Origin of the sequence: Dietzia lutea, from assembly GCF_003096075.1 — a bacterium.
GTDB classification, from domain to species: domain Bacteria; phylum Actinomycetota; class Actinomycetes; order Mycobacteriales; family Mycobacteriaceae; genus Dietzia; species Dietzia lutea.
Map to the genome: position 1 here is coordinate 3,079,097 of NZ_CP015449.1, position 19,148 is coordinate 3,098,244.

General features: G+C 65.9%; 16 protein-coding genes and 4 pseudogenes. 13 read left to right on the top strand and 7 right to left on the bottom strand.

Annotation, left to right across the window (positions count from 1 at the left end):
* The first annotated feature begins 241 nt into the window (after positions 1 to 241).
* The 7 genes and pseudogenes from A6035_RS14120 to A6035_RS14155 all read left to right on the top strand — a co-directional run bounded on the left by A6035_RS14120 (position 242) and on the right by A6035_RS14155 (position 6,890).
* Positions 242 to 898: a TetR/AcrR family transcriptional regulator gene (locus tag A6035_RS14120; RefSeq protein WP_159149291.1), complete on the top strand. Its 657-nt coding sequence runs from the start codon at positions 242 to 244 to the stop codon at positions 896 to 898.
* Between the two features lie 7 nt (positions 899 to 905).
* On the top strand, positions 906 to 1,490 hold the full coding sequence (locus tag A6035_RS19445) for a CoA transferase (protein WP_162534008.1): 585 nt from the start codon (positions 906 to 908) through the stop codon (positions 1,488 to 1,490).
* Positions 1,475 to 2,083 (top strand): annotated as a pseudogene (locus A6035_RS19350) (CoA transferase). Before A6035_RS19445 ends, A6035_RS19350 begins: the two are co-directional and overlap by 16 nt.
* Positions 2,084 to 2,803: 720 nt before the next feature.
* Positions 2,804 to 3,811: an ABC transporter substrate-binding protein gene (locus A6035_RS14140; protein WP_159149293.1), complete on the top strand. Its 1,008-nt coding sequence runs from the start codon at positions 2,804 to 2,806 to the stop codon at positions 3,809 to 3,811.
* A gap of 823 nt (positions 3,812 to 4,634) precedes the next feature.
* Positions 4,635 to 5,405: an SDR family NAD(P)-dependent oxidoreductase gene (locus A6035_RS14145; protein WP_108848395.1), complete on the top strand. Its 771-nt coding sequence runs from the start codon at positions 4,635 to 4,637 to the stop codon at positions 5,403 to 5,405.
* Between the two features lie 71 nt (positions 5,406 to 5,476).
* Positions 5,477 to 6,487, top strand: a complete 1,011-nt coding sequence (locus A6035_RS14150; RefSeq protein ID WP_108848397.1) for an ABC transporter substrate-binding protein — start codon at positions 5,477 to 5,479, stop codon at positions 6,485 to 6,487.
* Positions 6,488 to 6,575: 88 nt separating this feature from the next.
* Positions 6,576 to 6,890 (top strand): NIPSNAP family protein, encoded by a 315-nt coding sequence (locus A6035_RS14155; RefSeq protein ID WP_159149294.1) that lies wholly within the window; start codon positions 6,576 to 6,578, stop codon positions 6,888 to 6,890.
* Positions 6,891 to 7,141: 251 nt separating this feature from the next.
* Here A6035_RS14155 and A6035_RS18840 read toward each other — a convergent pair.
* Positions 7,142 to 7,501: pseudogene (locus A6035_RS18840) on the bottom strand (DDE-type integrase/transposase/recombinase); the annotation flags it as partial.
* A 54-nt stretch (positions 7,502 to 7,555) separates the two neighbouring features.
* Here A6035_RS18840 and A6035_RS18295 point away from each other — a divergent pair.
* Both A6035_RS18295 and A6035_RS14170 read left to right on the top strand, forming a co-directional pair.
* Positions 7,556 to 7,744 (top strand): hypothetical protein, encoded by a 189-nt coding sequence (locus A6035_RS18295; protein ID WP_159149295.1) that lies wholly within the window; start codon positions 7,556 to 7,558, stop codon positions 7,742 to 7,744.
* 96 nt (positions 7,745 to 7,840) lie between these two features.
* A pseudogene (locus tag A6035_RS14170) lies at positions 7,841 to 9,094 on the top strand (IS3 family transposase).
* A gap of 32 nt (positions 9,095 to 9,126) precedes the next feature.
* Here the strand turns inward: A6035_RS14170 and A6035_RS14175 are convergent.
* From A6035_RS14175 to A6035_RS14190, 5 genes and pseudogenes are all read right to left on the bottom strand, one after another.
* Positions 9,127 to 9,396, bottom strand: a pseudogene (locus A6035_RS14175) (transposase family protein); the annotation flags it as partial.
* Between the two features lie 401 nt (positions 9,397 to 9,797).
* Positions 9,798 to 9,947 (bottom strand): hypothetical protein, encoded by a 150-nt coding sequence (locus A6035_RS18300; RefSeq protein ID WP_162534009.1) that lies wholly within the window; start codon positions 9,945 to 9,947, stop codon positions 9,798 to 9,800.
* A gap of 191 nt (positions 9,948 to 10,138) precedes the next feature.
* Positions 10,139 to 10,906, bottom strand: coding sequence for a crotonase/enoyl-CoA hydratase family protein (locus A6035_RS14180; RefSeq protein WP_108848405.1), 768 nt, complete (start codon positions 10,904 to 10,906; stop codon positions 10,139 to 10,141).
* Entirely contained in the window at positions 10,899 to 11,882 is a 984-nt protein-coding gene (locus A6035_RS14185) for an NADPH:quinone oxidoreductase family protein (RefSeq protein ID WP_108848407.1), read from the bottom strand. The genes A6035_RS14180 and A6035_RS14185 overlap by 8 nt, the downstream gene beginning before the upstream one ends.
* Positions 11,883 to 12,233: 351 nt before the next feature.
* Positions 12,234 to 13,331, bottom strand: coding sequence for an acyl-CoA dehydrogenase family protein (locus tag A6035_RS14190; protein ID WP_108848368.1), 1,098 nt, complete (start codon positions 13,329 to 13,331; stop codon positions 12,234 to 12,236).
* Between the two features lie 151 nt (positions 13,332 to 13,482).
* Here A6035_RS14190 and A6035_RS14195 point away from each other — a divergent pair, with 151 nt between their 5' ends.
* The 4 genes from A6035_RS14195 to A6035_RS14210 all read left to right on the top strand — a co-directional run bounded on the left by A6035_RS14195 (position 13,483) and on the right by A6035_RS14210 (position 17,593).
* A complete protein-coding gene (locus tag A6035_RS14195) occupies positions 13,483 to 14,061 on the top strand; it encodes a VOC family protein (protein ID WP_159149227.1) in 579 nt (192 codons plus the stop codon).
* A gap of 99 nt (positions 14,062 to 14,160) precedes the next feature.
* Positions 14,161 to 15,570 carry an aldehyde dehydrogenase family protein gene (locus A6035_RS14200; RefSeq protein ID WP_108848365.1) on the top strand — a complete coding sequence of 470 codons (1,410 nt, stop codon included), beginning with the start codon at positions 14,161 to 14,163 and terminating at the stop codon, positions 15,568 to 15,570.
* 35 nt (positions 15,571 to 15,605) lie between these two features.
* Positions 15,606 to 16,625, top strand: a complete 1,020-nt coding sequence (locus A6035_RS14205; protein ID WP_200836279.1) for a thiamine pyrophosphate-dependent dehydrogenase E1 component subunit alpha — start codon at positions 15,606 to 15,608, stop codon at positions 16,623 to 16,625.
* Complete coding sequence (locus A6035_RS14210; RefSeq protein WP_235026522.1) at positions 16,622 to 17,593, top strand: alpha-ketoacid dehydrogenase subunit beta; 972 nt, start codon at positions 16,622 to 16,624, stop codon at positions 17,591 to 17,593. The genes A6035_RS14205 and A6035_RS14210 overlap by 4 nt, the downstream gene beginning before the upstream one ends.
* A 213-nt stretch (positions 17,594 to 17,806) precedes the next feature.
* On the opposite strand, the gene A6035_RS14215 is transcribed toward A6035_RS14210, so the two are convergent.
* Positions 17,807 to 19,060, bottom strand: coding sequence for an acyl-CoA dehydrogenase family protein (locus tag A6035_RS14215; protein ID WP_327511255.1), 1,254 nt, complete (start codon positions 19,058 to 19,060; stop codon positions 17,807 to 17,809).
* Positions 19,061 to 19,148: the final 88 nt, after the last annotated feature.

Genomic DNA, 19,148 nt, shown 5'->3' on the forward strand with positions numbered 1-19,148 from the left:
CCGCATCCGGTGCAACTCTCGGCCGCGGGGAAGCCCACGGTATAGCACGCAGCGCATTGCGAACCCTGCAGAACCACGCCCGTTCCGTCGGACCTCCAGTCCTGCGACGATTCAGTGCGATCAGATATCACAATGACCTCCGGTCTCCTTGGTGCGACGACACCGCTAGTTTCTTTATGGGCTGTAGACTATCCTTGCTGTCGCAGTCCCGCAATTGAATCGTCGACGAAAGGTCATCGATGTGGCGACCAGCCGCCCCGCCCACCGGCCATCACGCCGCCGGGAGATCATCAGCGCAGCCCTGGGCGAGCTGAGCGACGAGAAGCGGACTGGCGAGCCGGCGACCATCGAAGCGATCGCCCACCGTGCCGGAGTGACCGCCGCAGCGGTTTACTACCACTTCAGCTCTCGCTCCGAGCTCATGTCCACCATTCTCGCTGAAATTCACCCCGAGGTCATGCACCTGTTCGAGGTGGGCGACTTCACGGCCGTGTCCGCCCCCTTCTGGATCGAGCGCCTTGTCGACGCCCTCGCCGACTGGGTGGTGGACAATCCAGACGCTGCCCGCTTCTACTTCCTGGTAGCCCCAGTCCTGCCTGACGAGGCTCTCGTCGCCCAGTGCGCCGAGTTCCGGTCGGAGTTCCTCTCACGGGTATTCGATTTCATCGGCAGTAGCGGAGTCGATTGCGGTGAACTCTCCGTCTGGGTTCGCGCCCATGCCATTCGCGAGGTGTTCATCTGTGCCATCGAACTCGGCCTAGAAGGGCGGGCGCGCCCCCGTCGGGGATTTCACGAACTACGGCGCGCGGGCCGCTACCTGGTGGTCGATCTTCTCCAGCATCGCGACCCGGACGGCCAGGCTGTAGCAGCTCGTGCCAGTGCCGACCGGGCGGGCTGAGCCTCCGATGCAAGACATCCTCGCTGGAGTGCGGGTACTCGACCTCGGGCAGTACATCGCTGCGCCCGCAGCTGGGCAGCGGTTGGCAGACCTCGGTGCGGAGGTCATCAAGATCGAGCCGCCCGGGGGTGAGCAGGCGCGGGCTGGGGGTCGATTCGGCGAGGCTATGGTCCGAGCCTACAACCGCGGGAAACGCGGACTGGTCCTCGATCTTCGTCATCCGGTCGGGCGGGAGGCCCTCGATCGACTCCTCCATAGTTGCGACGTACTCATCCACAACATGAAGAGTGGCAGCGATAAGCGACTCGGCATTGACGGCGACCGGATCCAGTCCCGGCACCCACATGTCGTCTGTGGCCAGGTCGGCGGATTCGGCCGTATCGACAACACGTACTCGCGCCTGGCCCTGGACATCGCCGCACAGGCCGAGTTCGGAATCATGCACGCGACGGGCGAGGAGGGGGCACCCCGCAGCGGGTGGGGTTCGCGGCGGTGGACGTCGCCGCAGCCTCCGCGCTCACAGAGGGCATTTTCGCCTCGCTCGTCCGCCGGGGGTGAACCGGCGAGGGTGCGTGGGTGCGGACATCGTTAGCCGAAGCGGCGCTGCAACTCCAAGCCGCGACCTGGTCAGAGTTCATGCTCACTGGTCAGCCTCCGCGACGATGCATAAACGGCCAAGCCCTGCTCGCCCCTGCGGCTGATCTGGTCGAGGTGTCGGACGGTCACATCGTGTTGTCCGCTTACACGGACACCAAATGGCAGGCAATGTGCGCCGCGCTCGGCCTATCTGACATCGCGGTGGATCCCCGGTTCGCCGACAACCCGACGAGAGTGGCTAATCACGGGGAGTTGCTCAACCGTCTGGGTGACGCCCTGGCCTCTCTCTGACGAGCGGAGGCCGTGGAGTTGCTCGTCGCCGCAGGCGTCGTCTGTGGCGCCGTCCGGTCATTCGACGAGATCCTCGCCGATCCGTACGTGCACGCGGCTGGAATGCTCGCGCGCGTACCGGGCGAGCGGGGAGGCGGGAACTTCCTGCCTGTCACACCTTTCGATATTGACGACCACCGAGAGCCCGTCTCGGCTGCTGTTACCGGACTTTGCGCCGATACCGACGGCATCCTCCGTGAACTCGGGATGAGCACTACGGAGATCGACCTTGCCACCTCTCGGCTCCCTCCCGGATGAGCTTCTAGCATTGCTGACCGGGAGCGGCGGCGAAATTGTCTCGTTTCGTCCCGAACTTTATGAGATAGTCCACCGAGGCGCGCGCCGGTTTTTCGTCAGCCGAGACGGCGTCCTCCGCTCGCCGAGGCGCGGCGACCGGACGGCTTGCCCGAAACCGAGCTCCACCGTGCCCCAGAGGTCATCCTCGGGACGATCGGAGAACAGTCACTTCGATATGCCCTGCCTCCGTCCGCCGCCGACTCCGTAGAAGCATGCTGCTGCGAAGGGCGCTCCCATGCAGACGACAGGGCGCCGGAGGCGGATCGTTCCTAGTTTCGAAAAAACGGTTCGGTTACTTAGCCTCAAATATAGATAGAGCTTGACTTAAGTAAGCCTCGTCGCTAACGTCCTCAGTGCTTCGCCACCCGATGTGATTTGGAGCACTCTGTACAACTCGGCGGCCGGTCAGACTTCTGGCGGTAGCCTCCACGGGTCCGGCGCGGCGGGTCTCGGCGCGACGGTTCTGAATGACCGGAGCTAGCGCCCGTCCGCAGAGGACGGCATGTTTTGACACCCCGCTGCCCTCGACGATGTCTAGTGGCACTCCACTCGCGAAGTGTCCAACACCCGCGGTAAGCGGATTGAATGGGCATTTTCGACGGACTCGCGCTCGAGTGAGCTCGAACTTCCGCTAACGCCGGCGATTCACGCCCCCTCACGAGCAAATCGAACGGAGAAATCGTGGTAATCAAGAAGGTCGCGGCGGTTGGAGCCGCCCTCACGCTGGTCCTCGCCGGCTGCAGCAACGACTCGTCCGACACGGGCGAGTCGGGCAACGGGGAACTCGGGACGATCACAATCGCCGCCCAGCCGGCACCAGGTTATATCCCGGTCCGACTTGCCAGCGAGCTCGGCATGTTCCGGAATCGGGGGCTTGAGGTGGAGTTCCTCCCGATTGTCGGCGCTGGCCCGGCTATTAGCGCGCTCGAGAACGGATCGGCAACTGTGCACACCAACACACTCACTGTCCTGGCGACTGCCAACAGCGAAGGTGCGGACCTGCGCGCCTTTTGTGGAGACCTCGACCTCACGCAGGGAGCTGTCTTTGCCGCGCCGGGAAGCGACCTGCCCGTCGCTGAGCCCGACAACTGGCAGGAAGCCGTGCAAGCGTGGAAGGGGAAGACGATCGGCGTCACCGCCTTGGGCGGCACCGTTCAGGCGGAGTTCGAAGCCCTCTTCCATGCGGCCGGGCTCCCGCTGAACAGTGTCGAATACAGCGCGGTCGGTGCCGGCGAGCAGGCCATCGTCGCTTTGGAGACCGGCATCGTTGACCTGCTCTTCAGCTACCCCTTCCTCACGCAGAACCTGGAAGCTCGCGACTTCGTCGAGATTCTGAGCTGGCAGGAGGATCCTCCCGACCCGCTGGGGACAGCGAGCGTCAACTTCATAGCCAAGAAGGAGTGGCTGGACGCCAACGCAGAGGCCGCCCGAACATTCTGCGATGTGCTCACCGAGGTGGAGGGCGAGCTGTCCGACCACCCCGAGGAACTCTCCGACATCGTGTCGACCGAGTACGGGGTCACCGGTGACGCGCTGGATTTGGCCGTCGCCCCGGATGGCCCGCTGGCCAATCACAACACCGAGATCGACTGCGATGTGATCGAGGGACTAGTTCGGCGGGACATCGAGAGTGGGGTCGTCCCGGCCGCTGCCCCCACAGCGTGCGACGAGCTGGTCTGGCGACAGTAAGGGCAAACCGAGGAGGATAACCGGATTCTCGATGGGGTTAGCGGCCCGCCTCCAGCCCACCCAACGGACGGTGTCGCCGAGCAGTAGGCCCCCCTCGGCGGCCAGCCCTCGATTGTCACAGGTGGCAGGCCAGGGCACAGCACTGCCCACTCCAGCCACTAAGTGCTCGCCGTCTCGGTCGCGCCGCGAGCACACCGCCGTCGCCCCTGCCGGCACTGGTGGGGATGAGGCGATGTCACCGGAGTCGCCAGCCTGACTTCGAAGACGCGGCGCGTGCCGCTGCACGAGTACCCGGAGTCGAGCGTCAGTTCGCCGTGGGTCGCCGCGAAGGCGGCATCGTATGCAGTCCGTGCCGCGCACCGGCCATCGGGCTCCCGTTGCCCATTACTCAAGTGCATATGTACATACTTCTTGACTCAAGTAACTTATACAGTTAGCCTACAGCGTGATTCACGACACAGGGCGATGTGCCGCACACTGCCCGGGGTCGATCGCCGAGGCGTCGGATGACGGACACCTCGATCGAGGCACCCCATGACGACCGGGAGGGACCGCCGACCCGGAGATTGCGAGAATCCCGAAAGCGAAACGAGGGGCGTGCAGCATTTCCACCGAATGATTGACTCGCTTGAAGGCGGGGCCATCCGGCCCTCAGTGGGAATCTCGGCCCAGCGTCGTGCCCGGCGCCGGAGGCCGTGTCACCGGAATGAGTCTCCCGAATTGGCTGCCCACGCGAGCGCTGTCTCAACCTAATCCCCACAGGCCCACAGCGAATCGACCCGTGCCGTGCCAGACAACCCAGTAAGACAACTAGGAGAGCTTGATGCAGACGACGAGCAAGCGATTTGCCGGCCGGACGCTGTTGGTGACGGGGGGTGCCTCAGGACTCGGAGCGGCGGTTTCGGAGCGTTTCACGGAGGAAGGTGGACGGGTGGCCGTCGTCGATCTCGACGCGGATCGCGCTGGCGAGGCCGCCGGGACCCTGGATGGTGCGATCGGCATCGGTGCCGATGTCTCCGACGACGACGCCGTGCGTGAGGCAGTCGCCTCGGCCGCCGAGCACCTCGGAGGACTGGACGGTGTGGTCAATGCTGGCGGCCACGCCAAGTTCGGCCGTGTCGAGGACTGGGACTGGGCCGACTGGCAGATGATGATGAACGTCCACGTTGGCGGTACCTTCCTGGTGACCAAGTACGCCGCCCAGCACCTGCGCCGCAGCGACAACGCGTCAATCGTCAACGTCGCATCGGTCGCCGCCTTCGTCGCTCAGCCGCTGAACGCCCCCTACGGGGCCGCCAAGGCGGCAATCACCGGCTTCACCCGGCAGAGCGCCCTCGATCTGGGACAGGACGGAATCAGAGTCAATTGTGTGGCGCCCGGGCGAATCGAGACCGCGATGATGGCGCCGATCATCCTGGAGCGCGGAGACGGCGACCCGGCGCGAGGGCGGGAGGTGCTCTCAAGGTTCTCGATTTTGAAGCGATTAGGACAGCCGCGGGAAATTGCCGAGCCCGTGTGTTTCCTGCTCTCCGAAGAATCGAGTTTCATCACCGGGCACACGATGCCGATCGACGGCGGCGAACTCGCGCTGTAACTCGGGACCACGCGACGCTACCGCCGCTCAGGCGGTTTGCTCCACAGAACCACCAATCTAACGGAGAAATCATGTCAATCAAGAAGACCGGGGCGGTCGGAGCCGCCCTCGCGCTGGTCCTAGCCGGCTGCGGCAACGACTCGTCCGACACGGGCGGTAACGGTGGCGAGACCGAGACGATCACCGTCGCAACCGCGTCGGCGCAGTCGTATACAATCATGCATCTCGCAGAAGAGCTGGGAATGTTCGAGGATGCCGGGATCGGACTCGAACAGGTGAGTATCGAACGCGGCGCCGGCCCGATCCTCGCTGCCATGTCAAACAACTCAGTGGACGTCGCCGTCCAGTCGCCCGTTGTCGCGGCATCCGCCAACAACGCGGGTAACGACATGCGCCTCTTCTGCGGAACGGCCTCCTCTCTGAACGCGGTGATCCTTGCTCGCCCCGACTCCGATATCCCGGAGGCCACCCCGGAAAACTGGCGAGAAGCGCTCCAATCCTGGAGCGGACGCACCATGGGAATCATTGCCGAGGGCGGCGCTATCGAGGGGTATGTTCGCTCGCTCCTCAAGGAGGCCGAAGTCGAGGACGTCGAGCTCATTGCAGTGGGGATGGGTGAGCAGGCCACCAACGCGCTGCTGTCGGGTCAGATAGACCTGCTGTTCAGTGTCCCCTTCTTCAGCCAGCAAGCGCAGGACCGCACGAAGGAGGTGTTCAGCTGGGCCGAGGACGCTCCGGATGAGGAAATAACCAACTCCACCCAGGGCGCCTGGATGGCCAAGAAGGAGTGGCTCGATAACAACTCGGAGCTCGCTGAACGGTTCTGCAGCGTAATGGGCGATACTATCGATGAAATGTTCGACAACCCGGAGGTGCTGCGCGATGTCTTGAGGGAAAGATTCAACCTCCAGGGTGACGTTCTCGAGGCCTCGGCCGCGGAGGACGGACCGCTCGCTCTACAAAGTTCCGACCTAGCGTGCGACGCAGTGGCAAACGCCCTCGAGGGTGCGGTCGACGCCGGCCTCTTGCCCTCGGACACGTCCACGGACTGCTCGACGCTGCTGTGGGAGGGTGTGCAGTAGTTACCGGCCGGTCTGCAGAGTCGGAGTCCTCCGATTCGAAACACCTCAGATCATGCCGATCCCGGCGCGCGACGATGAAGGAGATGCCGTGAGCGGAACGTTTTTACTCGCCCGAGTGCAGGTCAAGTACGGGAGCGTACCTCGGTTTGCGGAGATCATGGAAAACTTCGTCGTCCCGATTTTCGAAGAGCAGGGTTGGCGTCTGATTGCCTCATACCGGAACGTCATCGGACCCCTCACCGAGGTCCTGGATTTCTGGGAGGTAGAGGACGCCAATGCGGTGACCGAGGCGCGCGAGCGCGCATCGGAGCACCCGGATTTCGTGAAGCTGGCACCTCAGCTGGCCGAGTGCGTCGTGGCGGAGGAACTGACGCTTCTGACGAAGATGCCGTTCAGCCCCTGAGCCGCGGAAGCAGAGCGGAGCCAGTTTCTTTGGCACCGGTTCCGCTCTGCTATCCGCCGCCAGAATTGACTTGGAGACCAGGTGAGCATGCCGATACGCGTTCGTTAACCACGCGCTCGCGCATTGACCTGGAGAGCGACTGGGGGCCCGGTGGGCTGCTCTTCACCGACCCCTCGGTCCATGACCCGCTCGGGACTGCTGCACGAATAGGTGACAGGTTGGTCCGGCAGCCCGAGTGGCTGGCACAGCATGATGGTCTCGAGCTCGATGGAGGTCAACCGCCTGAGAGCGGCCTGCCGGCGACGGCGGTGATAGGCCCTCTCGACCCACGTCGCGATTGCGATCTGGAACTCCTCGCGGGTAGCCCAGTTCCGGCTGCGGAATTGACTGCCGCGGTCGCTGTGGACGATGCGGCTGGCGACATCTTCTCCCTCGGCGCCGCGCCTGGCCACTACGTCGCGAAGCGCTGCCACGGCCAGGCGGGATTTCATCCTCGAGTCGATCGAGTAGCCGCCGATCCGGTTGGAGAAGGCATCTTCGATCGTGCAGACGTAGAGCTTGCCCACACCGGTGCGGTGTTCGGTGATATCGGTGAGCTGAGAACTTGGCGGCTTGAAGGCACCAGATATTGCGGTTGTAGGCCAGCAGTATTGCCGTTGGGGCCGGTGATCGCGCTCGTGGGAACCATCGGTCCCGGCCGGGTTCGTTATCTACTGGATCGCGGCGGCGTGGCGCGCATGTTGTTGGTGAACCGCCCCAGCAAGGCCGAGAACCGACGGCTGACCGAAAACCCGGAGAACATGCGCCGGGCCTCAATTTTCTTCGCGGGGGAGCTCGACCGGCGTTGCCGGTGATCTGCGAACTCGTCGACCAGATGAGGGCCGAAGAGTATGTGAATCGCCCCGGGTTTGATGGAGACATCGAATACCCGGGAAGGGATCATCAGAACCATGGGAGCACCTCGCAAGTACCCAGACGAGCTTCGTGAACGAGCCACACGAATGGCGTTGGAAGCATTGGCCGACCCCGATCGCTCACACGGTGCGATCGTGCGGGTCGCCGAGCAGCTCGGCGTGCACCGCGAAGCGCTACGGACCTGGGTGCGCAAAGCCCAGGCCGAGGGCCAAGACGCCTCGTCGGTGTCCGCCGATCGCGACGCCCGCCTGGCCCAGCTGGAGAAGGAGAACTGCGAGCTACGGCGGGCAAACACGATCTTGAAGCAGGCGTCGGCTTTCTTCGCTGCGGAGCTGGACCGTCCACAGCGCTGAAGGTCGAGTTCATCGACCGCCACAAGGACGAACACGGTGTCCAGCCGATCTGCGACGCACTGTCCGAGACCAGCGCCGCGATCGCGCCTTCGTCCTACTACGCCGCCAAGACCCGCCCGCCATCGGCGCGGTCGGTTCGCGACGCCGAACTGACTGCCGCGATCACCACTATGTACGAGGAGAACTACCACGTGTACGGCGCCCGGAAGATGTGGAGGGAGATGGGCCGCGCCGGCCACCAGGTCGCCCGCTGCACCGTCGAACGCCTCATGAGAGCCGAAGGTCTCAAGGGGGTCCAGCGGGCCAAGTCTCCGCGCACCACCCGCCCGAAGGCTGAGACTGAGCGTCCCGCTGACCTGGTGGAACGCAAGTTCGTCGCCGAGCGACCTAACCAACTGTGGGTCGGGAGACATCACCTACGTCCGCACGTACGCCGGGTGGGTGTACGCGGCGTTCATCATCGACGTCTATTCGCGGATGGTCGTCGGCTGGCAGCTGTCCAAGAATCTGTACACCGACCTGGCCCTGGACGCGTTGAACATGGCGATCTGGCAGCGCACCCACGCCGGCGACGACCTGGGCGGGTTGATTCATCACAGTGACCGCGGCGTGCAGTACCGGGCGCTGCGATACACCGAGCGGCTCGAAGAACAGGACCTCGTGGCCTCGGTGGGCTCACGGGGTGACTCCTACGACAACGCCCTCGCCGAGGCATTCAACTCCCTGTTCAAGGCCGAGCTCATCCGCAACCGCCACAAGGGGCCATGGCGAGACATCGACGACCTCGAGATCGCCGTCGCCGAATACATCGACTGGTTCAACCATCGACGGATTCACGGCGAGATCGGCTACGTCCCACCCGCCGAATACGAAGCACAGCACGCGGCGGTCGAACCGTCACCCGAACCCGTCGACGACCTCGTCGACGCCAGATAACCACCCACTACAAAACCCGGGGCTTGACACCTGGTGCCGCACTCGGCGTTCTCGCAGATGAAGCGCGGCACCCGTACATGCAGTCGGGTGGGGTGGCCGACGATCGGCAGGTCCGTGACTCTCCGCTCGACGTGGTCCCGCAGCCTGCCCGCGACACCGCAGTCCCCGCAGACCGGATCCAGCGAGACCGAGGCGCAGAACAGGTGCGTGAACTCGCCGGCCACGGCAGCATCGGTGATGGTCACCCCGAGCTCGACGGTGGCGGCAGATGGGTCCGCAAGCAGGCTGGCGGTAGCGTTCAATGCGGGTCCTGGGGTGTTCGATGCGAGGCGTAGGAACCTGCATCTTCACACGCCCCAGGACCCCCACATCTAGTGCCTCACCGCGTCACCGGAGAACCCCACCTACGCACTCCGAATCCGGAAGAGCCGGATTGGTGACATGTGATGCGGTCCCAGGCTACTCCTCGGCGAGCTCGGCTTCGGTGGCTGGGTAGGCGAGCCAGCGGTGATAGAAGGGCTGACGTGCTGTTCCGAGTACCCGACACTCCACCGCGACGGGCCCCGTCAGCGGCAAGCTCGCACGCGTCCAGGTACCACCTTCTCTCGACATTTTCTCCTGGCACAGGTTCGCATCAGCGCGGCGCAGGACCTCGTTCTTCTGTTCCAGCAGTCGGACCCGTCGCTTGGCTTCGCGCAGTTCCTTACGCCTCCGCGGCCGTCGTGCCCGGCTTTATGCCGGCTTCTATGTCGGCCTTTCGAACCACCTGTTCAGGGTCCGGGTGGATCCCGAAGACACCGGCGATCTGCTCGAGCGTCACACCGTCTTCACGGTTCTGGGCAACGCCCACCACGTCGTCGCGGGACTCCTGCAGGTAGCACCGAAATAGACTTCTAGTCCGGCCTAGAAGGGCCGGTCAAACCAGATGCCGCCTACTCGAGTACCAGCGCCGCCGATGGTAAGCGCCGCGTTCCCGATTTACACACGTTGGCGCGCCCGTCCAACCTAAGTGGACAAGTCGACGAGCGTACCGCCGCCAGGCTATTACCGCCCCGACCATCTCGGTGGCCGCTTGTCCGCAAAGGCTGCCGCTCCCTCGCGGGCGTCCTGGGATTGGAGGACCTCGTCAGCGAGTGGTCGCTGGAAGTCGAAAGCACTCTCGACTGGCCGGTCAGCCGACTCCCGCATTATCCGCTTGCTCTGGTGGACGGCCAACGGAGCGTTCTTCGCGATCTGGCGGGCAAGCTCGATCGCGCCGGCGAGCGCTTTCCCCGGTGCAGTGAGTCGCGCGACCAGTCCGAGCTCGTGGGCTCGCTGCGCGGTCAGCGGTTCACCTGTCAGTGCCACTTCAGAGGCAACGTTCCGGGGGATCAGACGGGGTAGCCGTACGAGGCCGCCACCCGCGGCGAGCACCCCCCGTCGAACCTCGGGAAGTCCCAGCACTGCGTCCTCGGCAACCACGATGAGGTCACACGCGAGGGCCATCTCGAACCCGCCGCCGAAAGCGAAACCTTCGACGGCAGCGATGAGCGGCGTAGACGGCGGGCGCTCGGTCAGGCCCCCGAACCCCTTCCCCGGGATGACAGGCCGCTCACCCGATCGTCGGAACGCCTTAAGATCCATTCCCGCGGAGAACCATCCACCGTCACCGACGAGAACTCCGACTCGAGCCTCATCGTGCGAGTCGAGGTCCTCAAAGGAGGCGGACAAGCTCTTGGCGGTATCCAGGTCGATCGAGTTTCGAGCCTCGGGTCGGCGGATGTGGATGATCCTGACTCCCTCGGAGTCTTCGACCCATACGGTGTCAGTCACGGACGACCACCAGCCGTCCGACAGCCCGGCGATTTCCGATCTGTTCCAGCGCGTCCACTACGTCGTCGAAGCCGACGCGCTGCACCCGGGGTCTAATGCGCCCGCCGATGTAGTGCGCGACGAGGTCGTCGTGAACCTCGCGTCGGTAAACCGGGTCATCGCGGAACGGGCGGGTGCGAAATCCGACGACCGCGTAGTTTTTCAACAGTGCGTGGTTCACGGGCATTCTGGGGATCTCCCCGCTCGCGAAACCGCCGACGAGGATGCGGCCTTCGACCGCGACGGACTTCCGCGACTGGGTGAATACGTCGCCGCCGACGGTGTCGAGGATGACATCGGCGCCACGGCCGTCGGTGAGAGTCTTGACCCGTTCCACCACGTTCTCCGTGGTGTGGTCGATGACTTCGTGCGCCCCGAGCTCGCGGCAGACCGCCGCCTTTTCCGAACCGCCGGCGACCGCGATGACCCGGGCTCCCGAAGCCCGGCCTAGCTCGACCGCTGCACTGCCTACGCCACCGGAGGCGCCGTGGACCATCAGGGTCTCGCCGGGGCGCAGATTGGCACGCCGGAAGAGGCCGATGTGCGCCGTCTGATAAGCGACGAAGAGCGCGGCGGCCTCGTCCATGGGCATGTCGTCAGGAATCGGCAGAGCCAGTTCCGCGGGAATCGACACCAGCTCGGCCAGTCGGCCGAAGACGGTCTCGCCCGGAGCTGCGAGGACCCTGTCCCCGACGGTAATCCCGTCGACCGCATCCCCGATCGCGCGCACGACCCCAGCGGATTCTCCACCTAGCACGAAGGGCGCCTCCGGCTTGTCGTGGTAACGGCCCACTGCGAGGAGGTAGTCCGGATAGCCGAGAGCTCCCGCTTGGACCTCGACAAGAACGTCTTCGGGGCCGATCGCCGGTTCCGGCGCATCGACGAGCCTCACCGAGTCCGGAAGAGCACCCGGTGCCACCACCTCCCACGTCTTCACCGGTGCACCGCCGACTGACGAGTCGGGTGCGACTCCCGTCCTTCAACGGCATCGTGGGCAGTCGCGCTCGTCGCGGGAACCAGAGTGAGCTCGTTTGAGCTACGCGGGACGAGACGCGACTGGCGGGAGACGTCGCGAGCTCCTGTGGTCGGGCGGAACTCCCGGTTCCGGCCGCTCTCCTGGCCGTACGGATCCGTCAGATCGACGTGGAAAGTGCGGATCGGCATCGTGGTCCTCTCATTCTAGACTTCTACTACAGTAAGCCATCACACCTGTTAGTAGTGCGACAACGGTCGAAGTGCTCCTACCTCTGGCCCCGGACGGGGCCTGGGTTGCGGGTGGGTCTGGTGTTTAGGTGGTGATGTGGTCGGCTATGCGGTTGCGGTGGGTGGCGGGTTGTCCGAGGTAGGTTTCGTTGGTTTTGGCGCGGCGTGTGTAGCGGTGTAGTTCGTGTTCCCAGGTGAAGCCGATGCCGCCGTGGATTTGGATGGCGGTGAGGGTGGTGGTGACGGCGCTTTCGGAGCAGATGGCTTGGGCGGCGGCGGCGATGGTGGTGCGTTCGGGGTGTGTGGTTTGGATGGCCCAGATGCCGTGTTGGGTGATGGAGCGCATGCGTTCGACGTCGACGAGGATGTCGGCGCAGTGGTGTTTGACGGCTTGGAAGGAGCCGATGGGGCGGCCGAATTGGTGGCGTTCGCGGGCGTAGGTGACTGAGAGGTCGAGGGCGTGTTCGGCGATTCCGCATTGTTCGGCGGCGAGTGCTACCAGGGCGTGGTCGTGCAGTGTGTCGACGAGGTCGGGGGTGTGGGTGTCGAGACGGTCGGCGGTGGTGGCGTCGAAGTGGACGGTGGCCTGGCCGCGGGACGGGTCCATGGTGGGCATCGGGGTGATGGTGACGGTGGGGTCGTCGGTGCGGGCGAGGAACAGGCCGCGTCCGTGGGTGGTGGCGGCGGTGACCACGATGACGTCGGCGAGTTCGGCGTCCTGGACGAAGAGTCTGTGGCCGGTTAGGCGCCAGGTGTCGTCGTTGAGGAGTTCTGCGCGGGTGGCCGGGGTGGTGGCGAACCACTGGTCGTCGTCTTCTGCCAGGGCCAGTGCGCCGATCGTGCCGGTGGCGAAGGCGGGGAGCCACCGGTTGCGGGCGGTCTGGCAGGAGCTCAGTTGGACCGCGAGTGTGGCCAGGCCAGAGGACAGCACCGGTGCCGGCGACAGTGCGCGGCCGCACTCGGTCAGGATGGCGCAGAACTCCGCGAAGCCCAGTCCGAGGCCGTCGTGGTCCTCGGGCACCAGTAACGCGCCCACGCCGAGCTCCTCGGCGAGGGTGGCCCAGTCCGCGCGTGCCTGCTCGGGCAGGGACAGCTCGCCGGTGCCCCCGATAGGCCTCGTGGCCAGGACGGTGCGGACGAGATCTCGGATCTCCTTCTGGTCTTCGGTGAGCTCGGCGAGCATGGCGATCCTCCATCGCGGTGGGACTTACTGAGTTACCGTAGCAAGTGTCAAGAAACCGAGGAAGAGTAGGGCCATTTCTTCTCGCGTTTCGCCCGGATGCGCAGCGTGCGCACAGGGCCGCGGCGGCGGCCGGAGAGTAGCGAGGTGTTCTGTGAGCGAGCCTGATCACGGTGATCCGGCCGGGCGGGGGGTCGGTGGCGCCTACCCGGACGGCGTGGTGGTCCAGGTCGCGTACCTGGTCGAGGATCTGCGGCAGGCCGCGCTGGAGTTCAGTCGGCTCACCGGGGCGGGGCCGTTCTTCGTGGTCGACCATGTGGCGACGGAGTGGATGTTCCACCCGTACCGGGGCGCCGACGGGGCCGTGGAGGCCGTGGTGGATCAGTCGGTCGCTATGGGGCAGTGGGGCCCGGTCCAGGTCGAGCTGATCGAGTACCACCGACTCGAGCCGGAAACGGTGCGGGCGGCGTTCACCGCGCCGGGTATGGGTCCGCACCATGTGGCCTGGATCGTGTCCGATCTGGATGCCGAGATCGAGCGGCTCGCGGCGGCCGGGGCCACACCGATCGTCGAGGGCGCGACCCGCCAGGTGCGTTTTGCTTTCTTCGCCCAGCCCGGCGGCGGGGTGCTCGAGTGTTATCAGCGCGACCGGCCGATTCTCGACATGTACGCGATGGTGCGTGACGCCGCTGCGGGGTGGGACGGTTCGGACCCCGTCCGTTCTCTACGCTGACTAGTTTCTATAGCATGTGTCTTTTTTGACAGAGCAACTTGTAAGTCGCTACTGTGACCGAGACAACAGGACCCTGTCTGACTGGAAGAGGTAGGGAGCATGGAGACTCGTCCGTCCGCGTATATAGCGGGTCGTTGGCGTTCGGGGGTCGACAGTGTCGATGTCCACGACTCGGTCGACGGATCTGTGATCGCGTCGGTGGGGATGTCCGGGGCGGATGACGTCGATGACGCCGTGCGTGCCGCCCGGGCGGCGTTCGCCGGGTGGTCGGCCACGAGTGTCGAGGAGCGTCTGGCGATGCTGTCGGCTCTGGCCGACGGTCTGTCCGAACGGGCCGGTGACATCGCGGTCTCGAGTGCGCGCGAGGTCGGCTCGATCCTCGCGTTCGGTGAGCGCGTCCAGGCCGGGCTCCCGGTCGCGGTCCTGCGCACCACCATCGAGGCGATGCGTTCGGTCGGCGAGGAGCGGATCGGGAACTCGCGCGTTCGCGGGCTTCCGATCGGTGTCGTAGCGGCGATCACCCCGTGGAACTATCCGCTGTACCAGGTCGTGGCCAAGCTGGCCCCGGCCCTGGCCGCTGGCTGTACTGCGGTGATCAAGCCGCCGCAGCAGGCCCCGTTGACGGCGTACATCCTCGTCGAGGAGCTCGAGCGGGCGGGCGTTCCCGCCGGTGTGGTCAACGTGGTCCAGGGGCGTGGCTCGGTGGTCGGCGAGGCGTTGTCGTCGCATCCGGACGTCGACTTCGTGAGTTTCACCGGTTCCACCGGCGCCGGCGCCACGATCGCCCAGAACGCCGCCCGGAACGTGACGAAGGTGGCCCTGGAGCTCGGCGGCAAATCCGCGACGATCGTGACCGAGGATGCCGATCTGGACCTGGTGATCCCCGCCGCGGTCAACGGGTACCTGGTCAACAACGGTCAGACCTGCGCCGCGATGACCCGGCTCGTGGTGCCCCGTCGTCTCCTCGGTGAGATCGAGGACCGGTTGGTCGCCGCCACGGCCGAGCGGGTGGTCGGCGATCCGAGACAATCCGACACGTCCGTCGGGCCGATGGTCTCGGCGGCGCAGTGCCGATCGGTGCTGGACTACATCCGGGACGGGATGAACAGCTCACGCCTTCTGCTGGGCGGGACCGATCGTCCCGCGGAGTTGACGGGTGGCCACTTCGTGATGCCGACGATCTTCTCCGAGGTCGATCCGGACGCCAGGATCGCTCAGGAGGAGATCTTCGGTCCGGTCCTGGTGATCCACGCGGTCGAGGGCGAGGACGAGGCGGTCGCCGTGGCGAACAACTCGCAGTACGGGCTGTCGGGGTCGGTGTGGACCTCCGATCCCGAGCACGGGGCCCGTCTGGCGCGTCGGATGCGCACGGGTCAGGTCGCAGTCAACGGTGGTGCCTTCAACCCCGCCGCGCCCTTCGGCGGGTTCAAGCAGTCCGGATACGGACGAGAACTCGGACGCTACGGAATCAACGAGTACCTGGAGCCGCAGTCCGTCCAGATGCCCTGACAGGCCAGGACACGGCTGAAGATGAGGAGAACAAGGTGACAGCAACGACAATCGAGTCGGACGCGGGAACGCAGGACGTCCCGTCGTCCGAGGTGCGGCGGGACATGTACCGCCTGATGGTGGAGATCCGTCACTTCGAGAAGCGGTGGATGAGGATCTTCAACTCCGGCAAGACCGGGCCGGGCCACTCGTCCATCGGCATGGAGGCGATCGCGGCCGCATTCGGCACTCTGCTGGGTGAGGGGGACAAGACCTACGCCACCTACCGTGGTCACGCCCACACCCTGGCCCGTGGCGTGCCGATGAACGAGACGATGGCCGAACTGCTCGGTCGGGCCACCGGCCTCAACGGCGGCAAGGGTGGCTCGATGCACCTGACGAGCGTCGATCACGGGATGATGGGTTCGTACGCGATCATCGGTGCGCACCTGCCGGTGGCCACCGGCGCCGCCCTGGCCTCGAAGTACAAGGGTGAGGACACGGTCACCGTGTGCTTCTTCGGGGACGGCACCACCAATATCGGTGCCTTCCACGAGGCGATTAACCTAGCCGCCATCTGGTCGCTTCCGGTGATCTTCGTCTGCGAGAACAACCAGTACATGGAGTACACGCCGATCCGGGACGTCACCGCCGTGGACCGGCCCGCCGCCGATCGTGCCGCCTCGTACGGGCTGCCGGCCATCGAGGTCGACGGCAACGACCCGGACCTGCTCCACGCCGCGGCGAGCGCCGCCATCGAGCGTGCCCGCGCGGGTCAGGGTCCGAGCCTGATCGAGGCGGTCACCTACCGCCATCTGGGACATGCCAGCGCCGACCCGGGCAAGTACCGGCCTCAGGAGGAGATCGACGAGTGGATCGGCCGCGACCCGGTCCCCATGTACAAGGCGCGTCTGGTGGAGGCCGGGGTGCCAGCCGAGGATCTTGACGAGATGGAACAGCAGATCATTCAGCGGGTGGAGCAGGCCGCGGACTTCGCGCTCGCCTCCCCGTTGCCGGCAGTGGATACGTTGATGACCAACGTGTGGGCGAATGGAGATTCCTCGTGGCGACGATGACCTACCGCGCGGCCGTGACCCGCGCCATCCAGCAGGAGATGCGACATGACGACCGCGTCTTCCTCATCGGGGAGGACGTCGCCAAACCGGGCGGTGTCTTCAAGACCACCGGCGGGCTGCTCGACGAGTTCGGCCCCCGCAGGGTGATGGACACCCCGATCTCGGAGCAGGCCATCATCGGTGCCGCGATGGGCGCGGCGTCCTCGGGGCTGCGTCCGATCGCCGAGATGATGTTCGCCGACTTCGTCCTGGTGGCGCAGGACCTGGTGTCCAACCAGATCGCCAAGTCCTCGTACATGACCAACGGCCAGCTCCCGCTGCCCCTGGTGATCCGGTTCAACGCCGGTGGGGGGTTGCGTTTCGGCGCCCAGCACTCGCAGAGCGTGGAGAACTGGCTGATGGCGATCCCCGGCCTGAAGGTCGTGGCCCCGTCCACCCCGGCCGATGTCATCGGCCTGATGGCCGCCGCCGTACGCGATCCCGATCCGGTGATGTTCGTCGAACACAAGGGCCTGTTGTCGTCCAAGGGAGAGGTCCCCGACGGTGACATCGTCGACGAGCTCGGCAAGGCCAAGGTCGTCCGCGAGGGCCGAGACGCCACGATCGTCGCCGTGGGCATGATGGTCGGTCGCGCCCTGAAAGCGGCGGAGTTCCTGGCCGCCGACGGCGTCGACTGCCAGGTCATCGACGTGCGCTCCCTGGTGCCCCTGGACACCACCACGATCCTGGAGGCAGTGCGGTCCACGGGGCGCCTGATCACCGTCGAGGAGAACCCCCGTCTGTGTGGCTGGGGAGCGGAGATCTGCTCCATCGTCGTCGAGGAAATCTTCTCCTCCTTGACCGCCGCCCCCGTGCGTATCACCACCCCGCACATCCCACTGCCCCACGCCGGGGTGCTCGAGGACGCCGCGATACCGTCCGTCGACCGGATCATGGAGACCGTCCGCGGGGCATACGCCCGGGTGTGACCCGGTGCCCACCGGCGATCCGGTGAGCACTCGGATGCACGAGGAACCGGGCCGGGAGACCACTCTCCCGGCCCGGTTCCTCGTTGTGGTGCGGGCATCGGCGGCGCCCATCGCCGACCTGGAAGGGGTGGACTCGAGCCACTGGCACAGGAGGCGGCCGCGACTGATGACCGGCCCCTGCGGCGGGCGGGATCGCTCGGTGCGGTGGGGCCGTCAGTGGTCTCGCGGGACGCGGTTGAACGGCACGTCCTTGTCGATGCGGGGCTCGGGGGGCAGGCCCAGGACCCGTTCGCCAATGATGTTGCGCTGGACCTCGTCGGTGCCGCCGGCGATGTGGAAGCCGGGGGCGCCCAGGACGTGCTCGCCCCACGAGTAGGTGCCCCACTGTCCGGTGTCGGCGGTGAGCCTGGAGCCCAGCGCGGCGGTGGCGACCTCGGAGTACCGGCTGAGGTTGCGGGCCCAGAGCAGTTTGCGCACCGAGCCGACCGCCCCGGGGGCCTCCCCGCGCACGGAGGCGTTGCTGATGCGCTGACCGACCAGTTCCAGTACCCGGGTCTCGATCCAGGCGTCGGTGAGTCGACGCCTGGTGTCGGGGTCCTGTCCGCGCCCGCACCGACCGACCAGGTCCAGGAGCTGGGCGAAGGTCCCGCCGACCTGGCGGTGACCGGCGTTGCCGCGCTCGAAACCCAAGGTCGTCAGGGCGGTCTTCCAGCCGCCGCCAATCTCCCCGAGTCGGTCGGTGTCGGGGATGCGGACATCGGTGAGGAAGACCTCGTAGAACGACGATCCCCCCGACATCTGGCGGATCGGGCGGACCTCGACCCCGGGGGTGTCCATGGCGAGCATGAAGGCCGTCAGGCCCCGGTGTTTGGGCACGCTCGGATCCGTGCGGGCGATGAGCTCGCCGTAGTGGGCGAACCCGGCGCCGGACGTCCAGACCTTCTGGCCGTTGACGATCCAGTCGTCGCCGTCGCGCTCGGCCCGCGTGGTCAACCCGGCCAGGTCCGATCCCGCGGCAGGCTCGGAGAACAACTGGCATGCCAGCAGCTGGGCCCGCAGCATCGGGGCCACGAAGCGCTCCCGCTGCTGGGCGTTGCCCAGTGCGGCGATGGTCGGGGCGATGAGTCCGACGGTGACACCGTGCAGTTCCGTCGACGGTGGCGTGAGGAAGCGGGACTCCTCCTCGGCGAACGCATGCAGGTACGGCGAGGGCAAACCGAGTCCCCCGAACTCGGTGGGCATGCCGATCGCGCCGTAGCCGGCCTCGTACTTCTCCCGCTGCCAGGCGCACGCCGCCTCGATGAGCTCCGCCTCCTGCTCGAAGGACAGATTGTGGAAGATCGGAACCGCGTCCGATCTCGAGGAGTCCTGCGCGATCTCCGACGACCGCAGGGGCAGCCGCTCCGAGAGCCACTGGCGGGCCTGCAGGCGCCAGTCGGCGAGATCGGGATACGAGTCAGACATCATGTTCCTTACTCCTGGGGGGCGAGTGGGTGTGCGAGACGATCGATCGGCCGCCACCTCGCTGTGGGCGATGGGATAACCTCGAGGCACG

Excerpts from the sequence above, each read along its gene's own strand:
- A6035_RS19445 (WP_162534008.1), top strand. The coding sequence starts at position 906 with ATGCAAGACATCCTCGCTGGAGTGCGGGTACTCGACCTCGGGCAGTAC.
- A6035_RS14215 (WP_327511255.1), bottom strand. The coding sequence starts at position 19,060 with ATGATGTCTGACTCGTATCCCGATCTCGCCGACTGGCGCCTGCAGGCC.
- A6035_RS14145 (WP_108848395.1), top strand. The coding sequence starts at position 4,635 with ATGCAGACGACGAGCAAGCGATTTGCCGGCCGGACGCTGTTGGTGACG.
- A6035_RS14150 (WP_108848397.1), top strand. The coding sequence starts at position 5,477 with ATGTCAATCAAGAAGACCGGGGCGGTCGGAGCCGCCCTCGCGCTGGTC.
- A6035_RS14200 (WP_108848365.1), top strand. The coding sequence starts at position 14,161 with ATGGAGACTCGTCCGTCCGCGTATATAGCGGGTCGTTGGCGTTCGGGG.
- A6035_RS14190 (WP_108848368.1), bottom strand. The coding sequence starts at position 13,331 with ATGCTCGCCGAGCTCACCGAAGACCAGAAGGAGATCCGAGATCTCGTC.
- A6035_RS14210 (WP_235026522.1), top strand. The coding sequence starts at position 16,622 with ATGACCTACCGCGCGGCCGTGACCCGCGCCATCCAGCAGGAGATGCGA.